Genomic DNA, 22255 nt, shown 5'->3' on the forward strand with positions numbered 1-22255 from the left:
GTAGGTCTGTCGACAATGCGAGCAGGAAGGAGGGCGAGCGGCCTACAGGAACACCCGTGCGTAAAGCACCATTCGTCGCATCAAAGATGCACGGGTGTGGAGATGGCTCTATGGGTACCTGGGTGGAAAGCTGACATGCATGGTTGCTCGCAACCATGCAGCCATGGTGACAAGCAACCAGGCAACCGTGGTTGCTACAAACCACACAACCAGTTCAGAAATCATTGAGTAGCGTTTGGGGTTGAGGTACCTTGCCAGTCAGAACACCGTTTTCCAGGTAGAGGGCATGGCAAAAAAGGCAAGCAGTTTTGCAAGAAGGAACATGCAAGGTCTTACAAAATCAGGGACATACCGCTTCAGTCCAGATATCGCCCTCGAGCTCGCGGTCTATGGAAAGGTTGGGAAGTTCGGCTCTCAGAAGTCAATCATCGAGCAGTCGTTGGAAGAATTCTTCTCGAAAAATCCGCTTCCAAAGAAGCTGAGAGATGCTGCCTTGGTTCTTATCGATGAGGCGTAAACGCATGGCCTGCCGGAAGTCCAAGAGAGAGCAAGCCGAGAAACTCTCGTTTCGATTGGCTCCTCGCTACGCAGAAAAGGTTTTTGAAGCCGCGACGGCTGCGGGAATTTCCCCGAATCAGTTCGGACGAATCGCAACCATGATTGTCGCGCAAAACGGGCTGCTTGGTCTCAACCAGGAAATTCACAGAGTGAGGGAAGAGCTTTCAGATTTTCGTCGCGAACTCGACGACGTGATTTTCGAGGACGAAGGAGGCTAATTGCTTTCGATTAAGCTGATCGGCGGTTCATCCACGGAGGTCAACTACTACGCGAATCTGGGCGATGCCGAAAACCACGACTACTACTCGGAAGATGGCTCTCGTCCTGGTGTTTACTTCGGAGCTGGTGCAAGGAAGCTAGGACTCGAAGGGGAGGAGGTCTCCCCGGAGACGTTCAAGAATCTCCTTGAAGGTCTTTCTCCGGATGGAAAAGAACGGCTCGTCCAGCAGCGGAAGAAAGGCCAGATAAAGCGGCGGGCTGGTTTCGACCTGACGTTCTCCATGAGTAAGTCTTACTCTCTCGCCTGGTCACAAGCTGACCGAGAGACGCGAACCGAGCTGGACCGTCGTGCTCGATCGGCACTGAACCGCACGCTTGAATTCATCGAGGAGATGTTCGGGAAGACTCGACGCGGGAAAGATGGGGTTCGCGTCGAAGACGGGAAACTTACTTTCGCGGTCTTCAGTCATGACACGGCTCGGGGAATCCCCGGCGAAGTCCCGGACGTGAACCGCCACTTTCATGCGGTCTTGGCTAATGTTGCGATGCGCGAAGACGGCTCAAGCGGCGCGGTCGATGCTCGCCCTCTGTTTCATCGACGGTCGAAGATGATGCTCGGTGCGATGTTCCGAGCGGAGCTCTCAAAAGAGCTTGAGTCGATGGGGCTTGGCACTCATCGAGCCGAGAGGGACGGCAAGAAGGCTTCCTGGTTTGAGCTGGACTGTGTCCCGGAATCTCTGATTCAAGCATCGAGCAAACGGAGAGGGGAGATACAGAAGTGGCTCCGTGACCGCGGGCTAACGGGCGCGAAGGCTGCGGAATTAGCGGCACTCCGGACGAGGGAAGGTAAAGAAAAGTGGAGCCAAGAAGAACTCTTCACTGCCTGGCGGGAGCTTGCAAAGGAACACGGTTTCACCCGTGAGGTGCTCGATTCTGCAATCGGGCAAGCTCGGGAGTTTGTCCAGGGGCGAGAGCTCGAGTCCTCGGTAAACGCTGCTCTCGAGTCGCTCATGAAATCAAAAGCCCGGTTCACCGAAATCGAGCTTCTAGAATCTGCGGCCGTCGAAGTACAATGCCGTGGTCTTGGAATCAATGAAATTCGTTCCGGGGTCGAAGCACTCCTCACCACGTCGAATGAGATTGTTCGGTTGGAAGACGACCAGTCGGGAGCCCGGACGTTTACGACCAGGGAAATGCTCGAGCTTGAAAAGAGAATGATTGGATGCGCTCAGAGACTCAATGGCAAGCATGGTCATGCGGTCGCTCCGGAGTTCGTAACAGATATCCTGAATGACTATCAGACACTCCGAGAGGAGCAGTGCGAAGCGGTTCGATTCATGCTCTCCGATTCTGATATCGCGTGCGTGAACGGTGTCGCGGGTAGTGGGAAAACGTTCATGCTCGGTGTTGCAAGGCAGGCCTGGGAGACAGCGGGCTACCAGGTGCTCGGGACTGCTCTCGCTGCAAAAGCCGCTCGTGGTTTGGAAGACGGCTCGGGTATCCAGTCGATTCACATCCACAAGCTTCTTCGGGATATCGAGAAAGGGGAAGCAAAGCTCGACGAGAAGTCCGTTGTTGTTTTGGATGAATCGGGAATGGTCGGGACCAGACAAATGGAAAAGCTGCTCTCTGTTGCTGAATCAGCGGGAGCGAAGCTTGTTCTTATCGGGGACTGCAAGCAGCTCCAGGCGATCGACGCGGGGGCCGCATTTCGTGGAATAGCTGAAGAGATTGGGTACACATCGCTTGAGGAAATCATCCGTCAGCGGGAAGTTTGGTCGCGGAAGATGGTCAAAGACTTACGCGATGGGCGGGCTGAAGACGCTCTTTCAGAGCTCCACTCCAGAGGAGGGCTCTTCATCGGCTCTGACCGAGACGAGGCGAAAAAACGTCTGGTCGAAGATTGGCGGGAGTATGCAATCGAGAAGCGAGAGCTCAAAGAGACGCTCGTGTTTGCTGGAACAAACATCGAGGTGCGTGAGCTAAATCGTCTCCTTCAAGCTGAAAGGAAAGCATCTGGGGAGCCCGGAGAAGCGAGCATCGAAGTCGATGGAATGGAGCTCTTTCTCGGAGACCGGGTGATGGTTACCAGGAACAACAATCTACTCTGCGTACGGAACGGAACGCTTGCTGAAGTCGTTTCGATTGAAGGCGAGGTCGTGAGTCTTCGCCTGGATGATGGGTTCACGGTGGAGGTCGATACCAAAGACTTCTCGCATCTGACGCTCGGTTACGCAATGAGCGTCCACAAAGGGCAAGGTGTGACCTGCGAGAATTCCCTTATCATGACGGGAGATTCAATGACTGACAGAGAAATGAGTTACGTTGAAGGCTCTCGGGCCAAGACGGTGACAATGCTTTACGCGGATGAGCTTTCGTCTGGCCAAATGGCTGAATTGGCGTCCAGGATGAACGTCTCTCGGCAGGCTGAGCTCGCGTATGAGTACGAAATTGGGTGATAGGTGTAGTATTGCGTTGGCCTGATGAGCGTCCATTGGTAGACGGCAACCGTTTGTACGAAAACAAGCTATTTGAGGTTACTGACCCTTGAACACGGTAAGCTGCTTCGACGTTTCGATTCCACGCAGGTTAGGGCGTCCCGCTTGCATGCTCAGGTCACGCCCTGAGCGCGCTGGCCGAAACGCGGTTGGCATCATTTCGACCGCGCTGTTTGATGCTTTCAAGTGGCGGTGAGGACCGGTGCCCCAGACGAAAATCCTAGGCTGCTCCGGCGTCGGCCACCCGAGCGTGCTAGCGGGCGGGCGAGCTACAGACTTTGTAAATGCTTGTCGAGTGCCTCCGCACACCCCATGACGAGAGTCTCAAAGACCTTGGCGGCCTCTTTGATTTCTGTTTCGGATGATGTGTAATATGCAGGTCCGCGATGTATGATTTGATTGCGCCGCGTAATGAATCCATCTAGTTTCGTGCGCAGAAGGTGTTCGACGGTCTGCGGAATCGTTGATCCGAGATCAGCCTGAATACTCGGTTGCCTTGATAGTCTTTTCACGCCCAATCGTTGCGAGTAGATATTCTCGAGTACACCGGCCCGCATATTCCGGTCGCTGTAAGAGAACGCGTCTGGAATTAGTTGATAGGGGTTTGCCGCGGATACCTTATCTTTATTCGACCGTCAGCTCGCAGATGCTGAGAATAGCATCGGCGCTGAACACTCGTCCGTCACGGTTGAACAGATCAGTGAATGACTTTCCAACCATAGCAAAGTCAGACATCCAATCTTTGCGGAATTCGGACGCAGTTTTCTGGACTTGCCGCAACAGAGAAGGGGCACGGCATGGCCCTCTCTTGTCGTTTTCAAACTCAAGCCAACAGTCTTTCATATTCCTAACCGACACGTCGATTTGAATTTGTTCGGAGTCGGCAAAGCGACTTGCTAGGATTGCCGAAAAGTGAAACGCCGCACCCAGTTGTGACAGCGCGTACTTTCCATAGCCCCAACGACCGGCAGGAATGGTCGAGGAATCAACAAGCTCTTGAACCGATCTCGTACGTGTATCAAAGTCCGACAACTCCGTCGTTTGAGATTCGCCAAAGACAATTTCAGTCCAAAACTGACCAGCGTACGTGAATGCCCAAGGATGACGATACGTATCGTTAAACAACCCCCAGTCCATCGGGGCTGTTCCGGTTTGCACTGGCGGATAGTGATGGCGTCCAACATACGGTCCAATTTCTCGTAGCAAAGCCTCCAACGTCTCTGCATCGGGCCATCGAAATTGTCGGAAAAGTGTTGGGCGAAAAACGAATTCGATACGTGGGTATGCGATTCGATTCTCCGACGGTTGATGAAACGACTGGATTTCGGATAAGGCACGTTGGTGCCGGATTTCGTCATCGCCCCCAGAACCACCAACGAGACCGAGCTTCAATACGCCTCGAAGTGCGGTTTCCAGTTCTTTCGCCAAGGCAGCGATTGTTTCTTTGCGAGTTCCTTGTCCCTTTTCATTTGAACTGACAAACGAAATCGGGCGTCGATGATGGGCCAAATCGAAAATCTGCTTGGCTGCTGGTCCATGAGCTTCGTTCATCACACAGATCAATCGTTCAGGACCAATTTGACCGAACGCATAGCCAAGTTCAAACAGAACATTGGGGTTGGAACAGTGCTTTGGCTCATCGCCCGTCGTTACGGCCACGAATGTCAGATCGGAAACCACAGCGTCTGATTCACGCAGCCGCCGCAAAAGTGTTTCCGGAATGTTGCAAAGTCCAGGTTCTCCCTGAGCATCGGACTGGACCAGAACTTGATACGAGTTGGACGCATCTTGGCTAACCGCATCAGCCGCGATATCCAGTGCTTCACGAATCAAATGGCGTGCGTGATTCTGCTTCGTGTCGCTTTGCCAGGAATAGAAAACGGTAAATACTTCGCTCAATTCTCTGTCCCGTGATTACTTGTTGCAAGTGAACAATGCTTCGATTTCCGAAAACGACGTAAACTCTGTACTGAGGTCCTTGCCTTCCCAGGCATGTAGCATCGGAACTGGATTCTCGAACATCAACCAGGGCTCGATGGTGATTTCAGTCTTTGCCTTCAAGTATTTGCGAACTTGCTGAGGATCAGCCAAAAGCGTTTCGATTCGATCGAGGTGCTTTTTCAAGTCATCTCGCTTTCCCTTAGTGTTGGTGAGGCCACGCCAATCGCTCATTTGCTCCGCTACCTCCCCGTGTGACTTGTGGTAGTGCAGCGACTTGCATTCGATGACAAGCACCCGCCCAGAGTCGGGGTCGTAGGCCAGAACATCAACGTCCCCGTAGTCTCGATCGAGCTTCTTCCCAAGTATCTCAGTCAGCTTGCGCTCGACTCGTGTTTTCCAACCCAGTGCGTTGAGAGCATCAGCAACACGCTTTGCGAATTCAGTTCCCTTTTCCTGGGCCGCGACTGACTTCCACTTCGACATAGCCTTGCAATTCAGGTCTTGCTCTCGGATGGCACCGTAATAGTAGTTGTTCAGTGTGTACGCAAACGCATCTTGGATCATCCCAGGAACGATGTAGAGCCGTCCTGGCGAAAGCTCAACTATCGGACGACGCAGCAGAGATAGGCGGCGGCGCAATCGCCAGAATTGGGTGTCTTTTTGTTTGTAGCCATCCAACGGCTGACGGTAGGCATCGGCGTCTTCATCCCTTTCAGCAATTCTCCATGTCGCGCGACTGCGAAGAATGAACTGGTTAACGATATTCTGGGCATCAGTGTCGAGACTCGTCTCGGCCAAGCGATTGACCAGTTCCTCCTCATCCATCTCATAAGCAAGAGCGTATTCATCCTCACCAAAACGGACTAATTCAATCAGAAGCGTTTGAACATCTTTGGTCGAAAATCCAAACTCTTCCAGGAATGCATTCTCGAAGGTTGGCTTCGTTTCTCGCCCTGCTTGGACTTTGCGACTGTGCGTTGCAGGATACGATTTTACTTGGTTTTTTGCCGAGTCCGAAATCGCGATCTCGGTGGCCTTAGTGTAGAAGGGTTGCAGAATCTGACGCTCAAATTCAGGATCGGAAAGCACTTTTCCTAGCGGAGTGATCTCAAGTTCAGGCTTCATCGCGTCCATGTAGATTGCGTCCGACCAACCACCTACAATTGAAATTGTATTGACCAAAGTCATCAGTTCCGACAGGTCCGATTTTCCAGGTTGCAGACCACCCTCAATCGGGCATTCACAATTCGCGGCTTCAATAACAAGGCGGGTCGGTTGGATGCAGGAGTCGCACCTCCGATTGCGATTGACAATCGTCTCCAATGCTTCGGGATAGTCGTCGTGCATCGCAAGATTTGCCTTTGATGTACGCCGCCAGAGATCACGTCGGAAAACTGCTGCCTCGTGATTCAAAATCAACTTGCGAATCAACTTAGTGCGATCGAGTCGACGCAGCCTTTCGCACAAGTCGTCCTCCAGTGTGGTGACTAGCTGATTTAGAAAGGCAAGTGACTCCGACTTACCAGCAATGATCGTGCGACCACTCTCACGCGATTCAACTTTGAACGCCATTCCCAGGTTGAGAATTCCATCGTCAAGCTGGTCTGGTACAATCGCATCTCGGTTTAGTTGCTCTGCGAAACCGTCTCGGAATGTCAACCCGACCATTGCGTGCATGTGACGACCATCGGGTCCGCCAGTGATGGCAAGGGCAAGTCGGTCAAGATCACTCGTTTCCAATGAGTGGCCGGACCACTGTGCTACCCCAGAGACAACGCGACGAAGCATTGCCAATTCAGAGACGTTGGTCGCATGTCCCATTCCGTTTTCAAACTCCAGACCGATGGTCAGGGTGATAACGTTCTGGTCCCGATCAACCTCGACGGCTATATCGTTTTCGATTTCTTCGACCGTCGGATAGCTTTCGGGAAGTTCGCCAACCGAATGGAGTACAGGTGACAAAAACCGAAAGTGAATCTCGACTACATCGAACTCTTTTTCCTCGGCTATCGGTTGCACGACGGGGACTGTTCGCCGCAGCCAAGTGAGCAACATCTGGTAGCGTTCGTATCCAACTGAACTACGTGGCTGGTCACACAAGACGAACCACCAGTGTGAATCCTGGGTGACGTAGACCGATGCTGTTTCGGCTTCCGTCATTCTTAGCGCAGTATATGTCGGCGCGAGGCACGCAAAATCGGAAATGTGAGCGACTGATCGCCGAACACGCATCGCAGTCCCGTCGGCACGGGTAGCAAGCCGCATGTCAGTGCGCTGGTGAGAAAAGGCTCGCAAGTCAGCCACGAAGTCTGGCGCAATCGATACGTTAAGGGGTTTGTTCCGGGCATCCTTTGGCATCTCAGCATGGGGGACAACATTTCCGTGCTGATGACGAACGAAGGCGACGAAATTCGCAAAGTCAATGTCTCCGCTAAACGTGACTCCCAGCTTTTCAGCTTTGTCTTTCGCACGAAGTATCTTCAATAGGTAAAATGCGTCGATTTCTTCCGTCCTCGACATATGCACCAAATCATCTACATCGACAATCTCGACCTGCCAGTTTTGGTCAGGTCGATCTAATTCAGGAATGTAGAGCTGTCGCCCAAACCCGCAAGTCACAATCAACGTGAGTCCACATTCGTAACGGCTCGTCACTTGAGCTTCTGTCAAACAACTACTTATCTTTTCCTTCAGCACACGGCTGAGCTTGGGATGGGTTGGCCAAGGACCTACGGTATCGGTTTTTTCAATCGACTCGGTGTTGTCAAAGAGAAACAGTACCTGTGCGAACTCACCACCTTCCTCTTGCAGCCGAAGTTCAGCGAGTGGACCAATCTCTGAGTCTTCAAATACGATCGGATTCTGTTTATCAGCACCAAATACTCTTTCTTCGGTCAGCCAGCGCGAATAGCTTCCCACCAACGCTTTGGCAAAAGTCGACAGCATTTGGTTGCCAATTGCAAAGCGTACAACGAACTCTCGGATAGCGACGCCAACTGCAGTAGGCATCGCCAGCACAATGTCCGACTCAGATGCCGCCAATGGATATCGCTGCATCGGCGAACTTGCGATGGGGGCCTTCGAGGCATCCATCATCCGCTTCGGCAAGGAAATGAATGGTCGAAGCGAATCTCGACCGATGCCGAGTGAATTCAAATCCTCCTTGGAGAAGCAAACCACGCTAGGGGAAACCAAGTCATAGTCTCTAAGCTGCTTTGTCGGCTTACCACTGTTAACGTGGTTCGGCGCAAGACTGGCGCGCGCGCACGCGACCTGAGAAAGGGTCAGTAGAGCATTGACACATGCTTTGAACTCGTCGAACCGTCCATCGTTAGGCATTGTTTCAACGATCCAAAGAACTCGTTGCAAGTTACAAGCGTTCGCACGCCAGACGCCGTTCAACACACAGAAATTCTGGCCTTGAAACCAAACGGTTCCAGCCTGCACGTCGCCAGGTGAATCCGCAAAAAGCGTGAGGGACGTATTGGCCAAAGCGTCGAACAATAACTTCAAATCGTCCGCTGAGGCCGGAGAACCGCCAGTCGACTTCGTCATCGCTATTTGAACCATCGCCTCAATTCGCACGACACGTGAGTGAAGTGAGGGCTGATAAAACAAAGAGCCGCAGTGCGCAGCCAGCGAAGCTGGGTCTAGATCTGAGATCGCTTTGACAACGTCCGAGGCCTGTGCGGCCAACTCATCTGGGGTAGGCTCAACGAGTTCAGATGCGAAGGTGTCGTCTGCTAAATCAAACATGTGTCTTGTGCATTGAGGGATTGCTTGCCGCTACAGACACAGCCGACCACCCAATGTTCACACTTGCCCCTATCGAGTTCGCCACCAGAATCGCGACGGGCATTGTGAAAAGGTCGAAACGCTCGATCCTTTCGAGCGTGAATACGGCTTCGGAAACCAAACCGAACCTTCGGCGTCGATGGTCGACGATGTGCGGAAAATGGGTGTGCATCCATTTGTAAGTCTTCTCCAAAGTGCTTTCCTGCACGGCGGACCGCTTCAAGTCGAGTTTGCTCATCAGCTTCCGCTTTGGCAGCAGCCTTGCCCGCTTTACTCTTTTCGTAGAAGTGCATTTCGATAAACAAGTTGTAGTCGTCGAAACCCGCTTCCGCAGCAACGTGTTGCAGGTACTCTTCCTCGAAGTCTTCGATAACCCCATCTGCCATGGCTTTGTCGAAGCCCTTAGTCGACATCCGGTTCACCACAATATAACGTGAACTCGGAGTCAGTTTCACTGCGAAAATAGCTATCACCGGCCTTGCTTTGCACCTGAAGGATTCGTGCTCCGACGCGAGAAGTTACGTCGTCGTGTAGTTCAATGAATCCGTCGATTCCGGCCTCAAGGCCTTTTGGCGTCCACAGGTGCCCCATGTCAGATACCACGCGGTGGATCAGTGCAATACCACGATTCCCAGTGATTTCTCTCTTCGCAATGTTCTTCTTTTTCGACAAGCCGTGCCCTTGATCATTGCCATGCCGCCACTCGCTGCGTGCGAGTTTAGATTCTAGCCGCTCGACTTGATTACGGTAATCGGCCCGGCACAAAAACTTCGCTTCGAGGGAAAGGGTGGGCAGCAATCGTATTTGCTGGAGTTGTGTCTGACTCCGCGATCCTATTCGATCTTGTTGTCTTCCACTTTGTTCGCATGACCCGCGCGCTACGGCGGCCGACTTCGGAGGTGCCAGTTCAGCTCACTTGGTCAATGAATCAGGAGCGACACCCGTCGTCTTCAACGATTCTCCTGTGAGAACTGCAGAATCCACGATCCGGAGCAAATCGCTAAGAGTTGATTCCAGCGTTAGGAAACGACAGAATGTGGTGGTCGTTACTACACAGTGAGGGATTCAGATGTCGAGTGAGCGTAGCAGGCGAAGATTCGTTGGAGAGTCTTTCGGCGTCCTTACCGCAACCGCATTTGGTGCCAAATCAGACCACGCTTGGGCGGGACCGCTCGATAAAAAGCGCGTTGCTGCGGTTCAGATGCATGCTGATTTGGGGGATGTCAATGCCAATATGAGGAAGGCTTCGAGATTGGCCAACAAGGCGGTCGACCAGGGGGCAAAAGTTGTCGTGCTTCCTGAGTTTTTCACCTCTGGACTTGGATTCCATCCTGCCGTATTGAATGCGAGTAGGCCAATCGATGGTGCACCCCAAAAGATGTTGTTGGATGTCGCCAGGCGGGGTGTTTGGGTCGGTGGATCCTTTCTGGCGGAGAGTGGCGGTCACGTCTACAACACGTTCATGCTCGCTTTGCCAGACGGCAGAGTCTTCACCCACGACAAGGATTTTCCCACGGGCGCGGTTGAGCAGCATCTTTACGCAGGTGGCGACGACGAGCAATTCGTTTCTCTTCTCAAGCGGAACGGCCAACACCCATTGCAACCACCTGTGCCGAGTCGTTCAGACAACAACCCGGATGGAGTTTTTCGAGTCGGAAATACCTGCGTTGGTGCGGCCATGTGCTGGGAACTCGTGCGGAAAAACACCGATAGACGACTATTGAAAGGTCGCGTCGATCTGATTCTTGGCGCTTCGGGCTGGTACGGTCTTGAGCCCAAGTCAGCAGTTGACGCGCTGGGTGGGACCGAAAACAGCTGGACGAAGAACCTCGAACAGGGACGTGCGGAGGTATCGGAAGCCCCGAGCCGGCTCGCGAAGATGACCGGCGCTGCCGTGATTCACTCGAACCTGGTTGGAAACAATTGGGCGCCCCGCTTTCCATCCGGCCAAAAGCAGATATGTCGACAATTCTATGGCGAGAGTCAGATCGTCGAACGCGATGGGACGGTGATTCAAAAGCTGTCAGGTGACGCTGGGGAAGGAGTCGTAGTTGACGAGATCACTCCTGAGCGGATCGAACCGCCCATGGCGATCGGCGACGGCTTCTGGCATATCGACATGACACCGCAGTTGCAAGCCTTTTGGTACGACAGCTTTGGACGCGACTATTACCTGAAAGTAACTTGCCCACAGCGTGAGTTGATGCGTCGTCGACAACCCTAGAGTTCTCGGGAAGTGAAGCCAATGTTTAGCTCTCGTTTAGCGGTTGGCTACCTGCACCGGTGGCCGACGCCGGTGCAAATTCGGGTTGAGATAGCAGTCTGAATCGAGCAGCGTTCGTGGCCAAGGACGAACCGTCATGGTGTATTTGGACATCCGCCCCAAACTGCATCGGATTCGTCGTCCGACGCAGATTAGCAGTGTCACTTGCAATTGGACCTAAGGCTATTGGGCATGCCCGTTTATCGGTAATGGCGCATTGATTTGTGGAGCTTGAACGTCATCGTTTGAGGGCAATCGAATTGTTAGGTTATGACGGATAGTGAAATAGCCCAATCGCGAGCGATTATTTGCTGTCCGGTTCGTTGAGTAGCACACATTTCACTGCTACCCTCTGGCATGGGTGTGTTCGATGTGTTGCGTGTCGCTCTCGGGGTGTGCGTTGCCCTGTTCGTCGTATTGTCTCCAGCGATACGTCGTCACGTCCGTGCGAGAACTTATCGACGTGGCCGCACTCGAGTTGCGACCAAGAAGAAGGCGGGTGCTTTGAAAGAAGGCGGCCTGCGGTGGGGAAACGAGTATTTGCCCGAGTCAGCCGCGACGAGTCATTTTCTCGCGGTTGGAACCACGGGGGCGGGAAAGAGCCTGGTTCAAAAGCGGCTAATGCGTGGACCTCTCAAGCGAATCGCTCCGGGAACGGACTCTCGAGCAATCATCTTTGACGCAAAGAATGATGTCGCTGCGTTCCTTCGTCACCAGCATGTGAGTTGCCCGGTCTACACCCTGAATCCGTTCGATGCTTCCAGCGAATACCCGATTGCGGTCGCCTGGGATATTGCCGCCGACATTACCTCACCTGCTCGGGCGTTGAACCTCGCAACGTCTCTCATTCCGGGCGAAAAGGGTGGGAGCAATCAATACTTCACGGACGCCGCGAGACAAGTTGTTGCGGGCGTCATCGAGTCGTTTATCAAGCACTCTGGAAGCCGTTGGACGTTCTCCGACTTGGTTTATGGATGTCTCTCGGAAGAGCGAATCAAAGAGCTTCTCTCGCGAGACGAATCGGGCCGGGATGTGTTGTCTGGGTTCCTGGGTGACGAAAAAACCGGCTACCAAGTAGCAACTACCGTGTTCTCAAGAATGAGCTACTTCAAGCCCGTTGCGGCACTTTGGCAGAACGCAGAGCAGAAGCTTTCCATTCGGCGGTGGCTTCATTCGGAATCCGTTCTCCTCCTGGGTGCGAATGCGACCACGAAGACTTCGCTTGACGCGATCAACGAGCAAGTGTTTCGGGTGTTCGTGGAAGAAGTCGACGTTCAATCGAATTCGAAGACGCGGCGAACCTGGGTGTGGATGGATGAAGCACGGCTCTCGGGCTCGATCGTTTCCAAGTCTGATTTGTTGCCCTTTTTGGCGGTCAAAGGTCGAAGCCGTGGAGTGTGCTTGGTTGTTGCGTTCCAGGACATCGAGGGACTCCGAGAAGCGGCGGGGGAGCGAGTCGCGAATGAGCTCGTGGCTCAATTGTCGAACAAAGCTTTGCTTCGGGCTGAATCCGATGGGACGGCCACCTGGTCATCAAAGCAGATTGGGCAGGCCGAAGTCTTGGAGCATCACACTTCGGATTCATCCGGGTTTCGGCAAAGCGTCTCCGCTCAGCGGGTTGTCCGAGATGCCGTGCTTCCAAGCGAGTTCTTCAACATTCCTCCATCCAGTCGAGAGAACGGCGTGACGGGGTACTTTCTCTCACCGCACTTCGGAGCTCAGAAAGTGACGATACCAGGGCACAATATTGACCCGGTTGTGGTGCCTGAACACGTGGAGCAGCTCTATGCAATCACTCTTCAGCCGGAGTCAGCTCAGTGGCTCGCGAACTGGAGTCCAAACGACCGTGAGCGTCTTGGGCTCAGCCTAGAGGTCGAGATTGCGGGCGAGAGCGGCGAGGTTCATAGGCGTCGAAAGAAGGCGAAAATCAGAGTGAATCACGGCTTCGGGAAACTTCAGATGCCACGGGCCAACACGTAACGCGTTAATGGGCAACACTTTACTGCGCATCGCTCACTCTATACGAAGTAAGAATAGACGACAATCGAAAACCTCTGATGGGGAGCTTAGGACGGCGGGTGTGAGAACGGACCAAGCGGCTTCGCGCGGGTCTTTTCCGACGAAATTCTCCAACCACAGCTGTTGCGAAATGAAGTAGGATAAATACCCGGCGCAGGCACCGGAGATTTACTAGTTATGTCGCATGAATGAACACGCAACTGGAGGTTCAAATGAAGAAACGCACATTCGTCGTCCTCACACTTTACCTGCTTTGGACGTCGCCGACGTTCGCTGACATTGTCGTTTTCGACGAAACAACCGACACGGTCGCCGTCAATGCGTTCCCCAACATGTCCATCGCTGCGACAATTGAAGCAGTTGTTAGATTTGACACGTCGCAAGTCGGACAGGGAATGATCTACAATCAATGGCGGCCAAACCAAGAAGACAAGCAATTCTCCTACAACGCGTCATTAGATTCGCTTGGGGGTTTCTTGAACATTGGCTCTCCTTCCCTCCTCAGCGGCCCAGTAGGTCAAGACATTTGGCGGCACATCGCCTATGTGTACGATGGCGCTGAAGAACGAATGTACTTAGACGGGCAATTGATCGGTTCTCAATTATCGTCCGGAAACATCCCAGATGGAACTTCGTCTCGGCAAACGGTCATTGGCGCAATCGACCGTTCAACTGCTCCGCCGGACACGTTTCGGAGCAGCTTCATAGGTCAAATGGAGTCTCTTCGAATATCTTCCGTCGCTAGGTATTCGGGCACTACGTTCTCACCTCATTCCGGAGATTTTTCTGTTGATGCAGATGCGCTCCTGATCTACAACTTCGACGAAATGCCAGGATCAACTTCGATCACTGATTCGGTAGTTGGCGCAACTGGAACTTTTGGCGTTGGATTTGCCGGAGCAACTAATCCACACATCATTGCTGCTGTACCGGAACCGGGCACGATGCCGCTACTTGTGTTTGGCGTACTGGCGTTGTATTCCCGCCGCCTGAGGTTCACACGCGACATAAAAACAGGGTTGAACCTGAGCCGAAGCCCAACGTCCGATAAGTGAATTGCGGTTGTATTCCGAACTCAATTTCGGGCAGGTGGATGCGATTTGTTGGTTAGGAAACCGCACTTGTTGCAGAGAAACTTGTCCATAGCAGCAACAACCACTATTTCGCAGGTTGGACAGTACGGAAGGTGCTCGAAACCGGTGCCATCCGGTTTCCAAAGAACCCCGTTCTTAGAAACGAACTCGGTTACTTTCGTGAGTTGAGCGACATTCGCGTCAGCAATTGCAAGTCTGTCTCTTAGGGACGCAACTTCGCTAGCGAGGTCGTCTCGCTCGGATTGCAATTGGCCCAATTGCGTTTTGAGCAATTCGAGGTGCGTTTTTTGAATCGCCGCACTGCCATGCTCAGTGATGAGTTTCTCTACCAGTGCAAGGGGATTCAAAGACACGGGATTCCATCCGAGATTCGATGTACAAACAGCGGCGTCAAAACACCTGTGCTGCAGCGTGTGGCTAGCGTAGCCCACGACGTTGAGAATATAGCATCGGGAGGTCGTGCATTCCACCGCCGCCGGTCCTGCCGAACGACACCAACCGCGAGAGGATCTGATTTGACTGATGGCGGGTCTTGCCGTCCGATATCGGGCCTTGGGTTGTATTGTGCCGTCACAATAACCGCAGTCCCTGCCGTTTTGCGTTTCAGTGGCAGCGACCTTGGACAATTCGAGAATCGCTCAAGTCAACTCCGGGTCACGTTTCGTTTCCGTCACCAATTGGAGCGTAGTAGACGTAGACAGCGGCGGTAGCATATCGCTTGTCATCGTCGTTGTGCACTAGATGCCGGACATCAACAACTTCCTGAACGTCACCTTTGAAGGCTTCAATGGTCTCACCGATTCGCGGAACGACTGGAAGTCTGCAAGCGATGTTCTTTGCATTCTCAGTCGTATCGACTAGTTCAACGTAAGTTGACGAACCAAGGAAATTTGGTTTCATGTCCAAGCTCGGATTTGCCGTTCGGACATACGAATAGTCTTCGTCGGCCATCGCTTGGATAGCGTCGGAAAAATTGCCTGAGTGCTTGCACACATCAATGTACCGCAGGAACTTCGATTCGCTCAATTCTGCTTGTCGGAGTCGTTGTCGAACGTCGTCTTTGCTTGGCGAGAGTCTTTCATGTTCGATATCGTTGAGTATGTCGTCTATGGTTTCTCGATCAGCCTCGGAAATCTGCTCTGACAAAAACTCATTCACGTCGGCTTCGATCCCTTTGCAAACTCCGAGCACTTTGTTTTCATCTAGGTCGAAGCGTCCAGCCCACTTTTGTAGAGCCAAAACTTCTCCAAGAATCGTTGACAGCAATGCTTGCGCTTTCTCATCCTGATTCACGTCAGTTCTCCAAAGGATATTGATTGCCAGGGTGACAGTCACCGCCAGCAATGCGTAAAGGTAAGCAAATCTTATTCCGAACATGGTTCCGCACAATCACCATGTCATGTTACGTATCCCTAAACGATTTGCCCCGGCTTACAAATTAATGAAACCGGAAAGTCGTGCCATTGGCTTAGCAGGTTACGGTCCGACAAACGGAAGATTGTTTCAAGTGCCAACCCTTTGTCGGACGGTGAACGCGTTTCTTCTTGAAATGGGAATTTGAATTAGCGTCTCTCACTTTCCGCTGAAACAAATTACAGCCGCACAAACGCACACCGAATCAAAATTTGCAAGCCATCAGGAAAAAATGGCCCACGTGCGGGTTGGAGGCAGGCTTCAACAAGATTCCAATGCGTGGCCATGTCACACAATGGGAGAAACACAATCGCGTCATCGGCGAGTTGTGCGTCCTTTTGATGCTCTGCCACGGGATGTGTTGAACGCCTTGAACAAATAGTGTTCGAGCACTTCGGAAAACGTGACGTCGTCACGCTCGGCGACCTTCGAAAGCAGATGATGTGCTTTCTTCGAAATCGTGATCGTGTGTTGTTCGTCGTAGTGTTCCGTTCGGTAACGCCGCTTGCGGATCGCGGTCTTCAGTCTCTTCCACTCTTCGCTGCCGAGATAGGTTTCACACCAGGCGTTAACCGCCGCCGCCCGATCGACTCGCGATTTGACATCCGCTGCCGCTGTAAAGCCACGCTCGACATTCTCAAGCGAAATTGAATCGACAAATTCGAATCCTGAAGCCTGCAACCGCCCGCGGATGTAGAACGTGGCGTGTACGACGTCGTCAGGGGTGATTGTGTATTTCGCCCTTGGCATCGGAAGTCTCTGGCAAGAAAGGGTGAAACGCGGTCCCGAGGAAATTGTAGCCGGAACTGAATGCGGGACAATGTCACGCAACCGGAAATCTGGACGTCAGCCAATTGAGTGCATCTGAAGGAATGCGAGTCACGAACCGGTGACCATCGCCGCTAGAAGGCAGGGTCGTTTCTTGTCCACATCTCAAAGGCACCGACATTTTGGCCACCTCCGGACCACTCGGATTTGGGGTGCCGTGAATCTGGGTGCAGGTGAAGTCCGGCGACACTCCGCTGGACCGGCTCACGCTCGACCCATTGATCGGCGTCATGCAGAACGTCCACGCGGAGCGAGGCTAGCTGTATTTGATTCGATTCGCTCTTGGCAGCGACACGTTGGACGTGGAGGTAGAGGCTTTTTGGGAATGCGGACGGATCGGACGCTCATGGTCGAACCATGAGCAGCGTGAATGGCCTCGGCACCGAGGCACGACATGTCACGGATTTTGAGCATGTTGATCAAGCTGACAATGTTCAGGATCTCGCACTCGTTTTGCCATGATTCACCCACCATGAGGGGCCTGCTATACTTCCTCCCGCAACACACCAATCTGGCGTTTGGCGGGCTCCTAAGCCCGCCTTGCGTTGTCTCCCGGTGATCGATCCGCGAGCTAGCCGCCGCTGCGTGGCTGGTGTAATCCACTTCCAGATGGCCTTGGTCGTTGCGATTTGGCCAGAAGAGATCTCCAGCGTGGTCCATGCTGACCAAAAGGAATGTTCCAAAGCAACGCCATGAACGGTTCAAGCACGTGTCGCAGACTGAAACGCCATGCTTTTTTCGACCGACGTGTGCTTACAAACGATTGATTGGCGGGATTCCATTGCGTTACCGAGCAGACATCACGGCTGGCTCTCTCAAGGTTGCTGAGAGTCGAGTCATCGCCGACTTGCTGTTGAAGCGGGCCGACGATGATGCATGGAAGGCTGCGCTTCGTGATGAGAACGTGCTGCAAACTCGCTCCCCCAGAACTGCCGACCGGCTCGCCCTGCTGATTCGAGGCCGACTCGAAACCATGGATTCCGGCCTTTGGAAACTGGTCATGGACGGCAATGCCTCTGTCGCCACCCACGCCTGTCTCGCGGCGGCGGTCAAACACAGTGCGTTATTGGCCGACTTTCTGGAACTGGTTGTCAAGGAGCAGTACCGCGTCTTTGCCGAGAAGCTGACCCACCAAATGTGGGACGAATTCATCGCCGATTGCCAGAACCGGGACGCCGAACTCCCGGCGTGGAGTGAATCGACCATTGAGAGGCTCCGCTCCTCGGTCTTCCAAATTTTGCAGCAGGCCGGTTACATCGACAACACCAGGTCGTTGCGACTTCAGACCGTCCATATCGCCGACGAGGTGGTGCGGTACCTACAGAATCATGACGAGGACAGCGTCTTGCGTTGCATTGAGATTGCACCATGAGTGGCCAACTGACCGAACGACTGAACGCCATCTTGCCGAAGCTCACGTCGCCAGATTTTCTGAGCGGCCAGGGGATCGGCAATGAAATTCCGTTTTACGTTTTCGACTACCCGGCTGAAGACGAACTGCGCATCAGAGAGCACTTGGCGTTTCTGGTCGACAAGCTGCCCAAACAGGCACCCGACCTGAAAGTCGTTCACGTCAACCTGTTCGATTTTCTGATCGATTACATCAAGGGGCGGGGCTACTTCGAGAAGTCGCTAGAAAAAGAACGCACGCTGGGCAGCGCCAAGGCCGTCAAGTCGATCAAGGCGATCGCCAGCGCCGAGAAATTGGCCGACCATTTCGCCAAAGAGGTCATGAGTGACCAGCCCGACTTGGTACTGGTCTCGGGTGTCGGTTCATCGTACCCGATCATCCGCACGCACGAATTGCTGAACAACCTGCACAAGCACATGGGGCTCACGCCACTCGTGATGTTCTATCCCGGCGTGTACGACAAGATCACGCTTAAGCTGTTCGGCAAAGCCAGCTTGGCGTTCGATTCATCGTCCAGCGACCGAAAACGCAAAGCCCGATATTACCGAGCATTCCGACTGATCGATTGAGAATACCCACTATGAAAATCAGCGACCTGTTCAAGAAGAACATCGCACGCCCGATCAACGGTGTCGTCAAAGCTGACCAGTTGGATGAAGAGTCCGTCTGGCAGGAGTTGGACGAATTCGTCGTCACCAAAGAACTCGATGGCCACCTGCGCAGGTTCTTCGAACGGTACTGCGAAGCCATCAACACCCCGAATGATCCCGACATTTCGGGCAAGATTGGCGTGTGGGTCTCGGGCTTCTTTGGATCCGGTAAATCGCACTTCATCAAGGTGCTGTCCCACCTGCTGGAAAACGCAGAGCACACGCACGACGGGCAGGTCAAAAAGGCCGTCGACTTCTTTGACGACAAAATCGATGACGCCACGATCCTCGGCGATATCAAGCGGGCGGTCATTTCCGACACCGATGTCATTCTCTTCAACATCGACAGCAAGGCCAGCAGCAACACGGGCCGAGACGCCATCCTCGCAGTGTTCCTGAAGGTGCTGAACGAAAAGCTCGGCTACAGTCCCGATCACGCTCACATTGCCCACATGGAGCGTTACCTGGATGAGAAGGGGAAGTACGGTGAGTTCCAGAATATCTATAAAATGCTCACCCAGACCGAATGGAAGCAGGAACGAGACGCCTACGAATTCAACCGGGACGAAGTGATCGAGGCTTTGTCAAAGACGCTGGGACAAAGTCAGGAGTCCTGCGAAAAGTGGGTCGATACCGGCGAGAGCACCTTTAGCCTGACCATCGAGAACTTCGCCAAATGGACGAAGGAGTATCTCGACAAGCAAGGCCCGACTCATCGGATCATCTTCTTGGTCGACGAAGTGGGACAGTTTATCGGCTCCGAAACGGCCTTGATGCTCAATCTGCAAACCATCACCGAGCAACTTGGCACGGTCTGCAACGGCCGAGCTTGGGTGGTCGTCACATCGCAGGAGGACATCGACGCTGTCCTGGGCGAAATGCGGACCAGTCGTGAAAACGACTTTTCCAAGATTCAGGGGCGTTTCAAGACTCGGCTATCGCTGTCCAGCGCCAACGTCGACGAGGTGATTCAGGAGCGGTTGCTTCGCAAGCACGACTCGGTCCGTCCTGATTTGGAAAAACTGTACAAGGAAAAGGGCGACATCCTCAAAAACCAACTTTCTTTCCGGGAGGTTGGGGCTACCTACAAGCAGTTCAAGGAAGCGGACGACTTCGTCCACACTTATCCCTTCGCCCCCTATCAGTTCAAGCTGTTGCAACGGATTTTCGAATCAATCCGCAAAGCTGGGGCCACGGGCCTGCACTTGGCGCAAGGCGAGCGGTCACTGCTCGATGCCTTCCAGCATGCCGCCAAGACGGTTGCGGATCGAGACCTTGGTGTGCTGGTCCCGATCTACATGTTCTACCCATCCATCGAGAGTTTCCTAGACACCACCGTCAAGCGAACCATCGATCACGCCAGGGACAACGAGAACCTTGAACCGTTTGACATTCATGTCCTGCAGGTCCTGTTCCTTATTCGCTACGTCGACGAGATGAAAGGCAATGTCGACAACCTCGTCACGTTGTGCCTCGATGAAATCGATGCCGACCGACTGGCGCTGAAGAAAAAGATCGAGGCAAGTCTGGCCCGATTGGAAAAAGACTCGCTCGTCAGCCGCAGTGGCGACTTGTACTACTTCCTGACCAACGAAGAACGGGACATCAACCAAGAAATCAAGAAGGAAATCATCTCCAGTGCCGACGAGGCAAAGTTGCTGGGCGACATCATCTTTCTGGATGTCCTCAAGGATCAGAAAAAGCACCGCTATTCAGCCACCAAGAAAGACATCCCGTTCAACCGAATTTGTGACCAGCACCCCACGGGGCGCAATACCGATGGGGCCATGGCGTTTGAGGTCATCAGTCCGCTGCACGACGATTTCAGCCAGTGCAGCGACCAGAAGTGCATCCTTTCCAGCAGCGACGATAACGGTAAGGCCATCGTTCGTCTGGACGACAAGGAAGCACTCGGCCGTGAACTGAAGGCGTATCTGCGGACCGACAAGTACATCAGGACCAAAGACGACAGCACCTCCCCACCGACCACTCGCCGCATCCACAAGGACTTGGCCGCAGAAAATCAACAGAGGCGCAACCTGCTGGCCAACCTGTTGAGTGACATGCTCGTGGAAGCCAGTTACTTCGTGGCCGGTGAGAAGCTGGAGATCGGCGCCAGCGGACCGATCACGGCGATGGAACAGGCCCTTGAATACCTCGTCGAGAACACGTTCACCAAACTCAGCTACCTGAAGCACCTCAACGAGAACCCGCTGAAAGAAGTCCATGCGATCCTGAAGAGCGACGACACGGCTCAGCAATCATTGCAGATGGATTTGCCCGAGAACAACCCGCAAGCGTTGGAGGAAGTGCGACGGTACGTCGATTTGGCATCTGGTCGTGACAAAGAGATCGTGATGTACGAGATGTGTTATGGACGCTTCTCAGACCGGCCCTATGGGTGGCCGGAACTGGAGACGGCGATGCTGCTGGTTCGCCTGTACGCGGCCGGGGAAATCCTCTTCGTGCGTGGCGGTGACGCCATCAAGCACGACGACCTCTACTCTGCACTCTCGGAATCCAAGAACTGGCGAAAGATCACCATTGTCCAAAAGGTGACCGCCAAGATTGAAGACGTGAAGAAAGCTCGTGAGATCGGCAAAGAGGTCTTCCACGAGATGGGACCGGAAACCGAAGAAGGGCTCTGCGAATTCCTGCGCAAGAAGCTGACGCATCAGCAAACGTGCCTGAAACGATACGCCGAACTTGCCCAAGATGGCCGGTATCCGGGCGGGGCAACCATCACCGATTCGCTGGCGACGATCAAAGCATTGCTGGTAGTCGACGAGAGCAACAAATTCCTGGAGCGTTTCAACGAGGACGAAGCCGACCTACTTCAGCTCTCCGACGAATTCCACGACTTGGAACACTTCTTCGAGAGTCAGAAACCGACGTGGGACAAGATGCTGAAGGCCGAGCAGGAGTTCAGCCTCAACCAACATCAATTGGCTCAGGACGAGCAAGCAAAGAGGGCGTTGGATCGGATCAAGGTGATCCGCACCGCTTCCGAGCCATACGGGATGGTGCATGAGGTGGATCCGCTCATCACCACAGTCCAGAAGGTCAATGACAATCTGGTCAGCGAACAGCGCACGAAGTCTCTGGAAGTGATCGAAGCTCAGATCGACGCGATCCGGCAAGAACTCACCGCGACGGGTGACGATCCAACCCTATCGTCGTCGTGCCTAAATCCCCTGGAGTCCCTCAAAAGCCAGGTGGCCGGCCAAACCAGTCTGGCGCACATCACTCAGGCCGAGACCGATGCCGTCAATCTAAAGGACTTGGCGATCGGCAAGATCGGTGATTATGTTGCAAAACAAGAAGCCAAGAAGGCCGACAAGGTTGCAGAGAACAGCCCGGATAAAGGCGACGGCGGCACCGTGACGCCCAAGTTCAAGAAACCGAAGGTAATTCACCCCAAGACGATCGTGACCAAAGCCTACTTAGAAACACACGACGACATCGACGAGTTCCTGAAGGCACTACGGGCGGAAATGGAAGCGGCGATTAACAACGATGAGCGAATAGAGATCAGGTGAGTGGGCAGTGGGCAGTCGACAGTGAGA

At 53.5% G+C, this 22255-nt stretch carries 16 protein-coding genes; 9 read left to right on the forward strand and 7 right to left on the reverse strand.

The features are described 5' to 3' along the window. Positions 1-286: 286 nt before the first annotated feature. Genes Enr13x_RS17885 through mobF form a run of 3 tightly spaced genes read left to right on the forward strand, consistent with a single transcriptional unit; the run spans position 287 to position 3236 of the window. Positions 287-517 carry a hypothetical protein gene (locus Enr13x_RS17885; protein WP_145388302.1) on the forward strand — a complete coding sequence of 77 codons (231 nt, stop codon included), beginning with the start codon at positions 287-289 and terminating at the stop codon, positions 515-517. Further along, complete coding sequence (locus Enr13x_RS17890; RefSeq protein WP_145388304.1) at positions 486-776, forward strand: hypothetical protein; 291 nt, start codon at positions 486-488, stop codon at positions 774-776. The genes Enr13x_RS17885 and Enr13x_RS17890 overlap by 32 nt, the downstream gene beginning before the upstream one ends. Continuing rightward, the gene (mobF, locus tag Enr13x_RS17895; protein ID WP_145388305.1) at positions 777-3236 is read left to right on the forward strand and encodes a MobF family relaxase; all 2460 of its coding nucleotides are present in this window, start codon (positions 777-779) and stop codon (positions 3234-3236) included. A gap of 663 nt (positions 3237-3899) precedes the next feature. Here mobF and Enr13x_RS17900 read toward each other — a convergent pair. The 4 genes from Enr13x_RS17900 to Enr13x_RS38050 are packed head-to-tail and all read right to left on the reverse strand — an operon-like array spanning position 3900 to position 9809. Beyond that, positions 3900-5174, reverse strand: coding sequence for a hypothetical protein (locus Enr13x_RS17900; protein WP_145388307.1), 1275 nt, complete (start codon positions 5172-5174; stop codon positions 3900-3902). A 15-nt stretch (positions 5175-5189) separates the two neighbouring features. Beyond that, positions 5190-8972, reverse strand: a complete 3783-nt coding sequence (locus Enr13x_RS17905; protein WP_145388309.1) for a hypothetical protein — start codon at positions 8970-8972, stop codon at positions 5190-5192. Next, positions 8960-9466 (reverse strand): hypothetical protein, encoded by a 507-nt coding sequence (locus Enr13x_RS17910; RefSeq protein WP_197456119.1) that lies wholly within the window; start codon positions 9464-9466, stop codon positions 8960-8962. Before Enr13x_RS17910 ends, Enr13x_RS17905 begins: the two co-directional genes overlap by 13 nt. Continuing rightward, positions 9414-9809 carry a DUF4365 domain-containing protein gene (locus Enr13x_RS38050; protein WP_197456120.1) on the reverse strand — a complete coding sequence of 132 codons (396 nt, stop codon included), beginning with the start codon at positions 9807-9809 and terminating at the stop codon, positions 9414-9416. Before Enr13x_RS38050 ends, Enr13x_RS17910 begins: the two co-directional genes overlap by 53 nt. Before the next feature lie 271 nt (positions 9810-10080). Between Enr13x_RS38050 and Enr13x_RS17920 the strand changes: the two genes are divergently transcribed. From Enr13x_RS17920 to Enr13x_RS17930, 3 genes are all read left to right on the forward strand, one after another. Continuing rightward, the gene (locus Enr13x_RS17920) at positions 10081-11235 is read left to right on the forward strand and encodes a carbon-nitrogen hydrolase family protein (protein ID WP_145388313.1); all 1155 of its coding nucleotides are present in this window, start codon (positions 10081-10083) and stop codon (positions 11233-11235) included. A gap of 396 nt (positions 11236-11631) precedes the next feature. After that, entirely contained in the window at positions 11632-13254 is a 1623-nt protein-coding gene (locus tag Enr13x_RS17925) for a type IV secretory system conjugative DNA transfer family protein (protein ID WP_145388315.1), read from the forward strand. 251 nt (positions 13255-13505) lie between these two features. Next, positions 13506-14348, forward strand: coding sequence for a LamG-like jellyroll fold domain-containing protein (locus Enr13x_RS17930; RefSeq protein ID WP_197456121.1), 843 nt, complete (start codon positions 13506-13508; stop codon positions 14346-14348). A 20-nt stretch (positions 14349-14368) separates the two neighbouring features. Here the strand turns inward: Enr13x_RS17930 and Enr13x_RS17935 are convergent, their stop codons facing one another. From Enr13x_RS17935 to Enr13x_RS17945, 3 genes are all read right to left on the reverse strand, one after another. Beyond that, the gene (locus tag Enr13x_RS17935; RefSeq protein ID WP_145388319.1) at positions 14369-14740 is read right to left on the reverse strand and encodes a hypothetical protein; all 372 of its coding nucleotides are present in this window, start codon (positions 14738-14740) and stop codon (positions 14369-14371) included. Positions 14741-15041: 301 nt separating this feature from the next. Beyond that, a complete protein-coding gene (locus tag Enr13x_RS17940) occupies positions 15042-15764 on the reverse strand; it encodes a hypothetical protein (RefSeq protein ID WP_145388320.1) in 723 nt (240 codons plus the stop codon). Between the two features lie 351 nt (positions 15765-16115). After that, positions 16116-16550 carry a hypothetical protein gene (locus Enr13x_RS17945; RefSeq protein WP_145388322.1) on the reverse strand — a complete coding sequence of 145 codons (435 nt, stop codon included), beginning with the start codon at positions 16548-16550 and terminating at the stop codon, positions 16116-16118. Between the two features lie 859 nt (positions 16551-17409). Between Enr13x_RS17945 and Enr13x_RS17950 the strand changes: the two genes are divergently transcribed. Genes Enr13x_RS17950 through brxC form a run of 3 tightly spaced genes read left to right on the forward strand, consistent with a single transcriptional unit; the run spans position 17410 to position 22228 of the window. Beyond that, a complete protein-coding gene (locus Enr13x_RS17950) occupies positions 17410-18000 on the forward strand; it encodes a DUF1819 family protein (protein WP_145388324.1) in 591 nt (196 codons plus the stop codon). Beyond that, positions 17997-18608 carry a DUF1788 domain-containing protein gene (locus Enr13x_RS17955; RefSeq protein WP_145388326.1) on the forward strand — a complete coding sequence of 204 codons (612 nt, stop codon included), beginning with the start codon at positions 17997-17999 and terminating at the stop codon, positions 18606-18608. The genes Enr13x_RS17950 and Enr13x_RS17955 overlap by 4 nt, the downstream gene beginning before the upstream one ends. 11 nt (positions 18609-18619) lie before the next feature. Continuing rightward, positions 18620-22228: a BREX system P-loop protein BrxC gene (gene brxC / locus Enr13x_RS17960; protein WP_145388328.1), complete on the forward strand. Its 3609-nt coding sequence runs from the start codon at positions 18620-18622 to the stop codon at positions 22226-22228. Positions 22229-22255: the final 27 nt, after the last annotated feature.

The organism is Stieleria neptunia (assembly GCF_007754155.1).
Lineage (GTDB): Bacteria > Planctomycetota > Planctomycetia > Pirellulales > Pirellulaceae > Stieleria > Stieleria neptunia.

Excerpts from the sequence above, each read along its gene's own strand:
- Enr13x_RS17905 (WP_145388309.1), bottom strand. The coding sequence starts at position 8,972 with ATGTTTGATTTAGCAGACGACACCTTCGCATCTGAACTCGTTGAGCCT.
- Enr13x_RS17885 (WP_145388302.1), top strand. The coding sequence starts at position 287 with ATGGCAAAAAAGGCAAGCAGTTTTGCAAGAAGGAACATGCAAGGTCTT.
- brxC (WP_145388328.1), top strand. The coding sequence starts at position 18,620 with ATGAAAATCAGCGACCTGTTCAAGAAGAACATCGCACGCCCGATCAAC.
- Enr13x_RS17920 (WP_145388313.1), top strand. The coding sequence starts at position 10,081 with ATGTCGAGTGAGCGTAGCAGGCGAAGATTCGTTGGAGAGTCTTTCGGC.
- Enr13x_RS17940 (WP_145388320.1), bottom strand. The coding sequence starts at position 15,764 with ATGTTCGGAATAAGATTTGCTTACCTTTACGCATTGCTGGCGGTGACT.
- Enr13x_RS17945 (WP_145388322.1), bottom strand. The coding sequence starts at position 16,550 with ATGCCAAGGGCGAAATACACAATCACCCCTGACGACGTCGTACACGCC.
- Enr13x_RS17930 (WP_197456121.1), top strand. The coding sequence starts at position 13,506 with ATGAAGAAACGCACATTCGTCGTCCTCACACTTTACCTGCTTTGGACG.
- Enr13x_RS17955 (WP_145388326.1), top strand. The coding sequence starts at position 17,997 with ATGAGTGGCCAACTGACCGAACGACTGAACGCCATCTTGCCGAAGCTC.
- Enr13x_RS17925 (WP_145388315.1), top strand. The coding sequence starts at position 11,632 with ATGGGTGTGTTCGATGTGTTGCGTGTCGCTCTCGGGGTGTGCGTTGCC.
- Enr13x_RS17890 (WP_145388304.1), top strand. The coding sequence starts at position 486 with ATGCTGCCTTGGTTCTTATCGATGAGGCGTAAACGCATGGCCTGCCGG.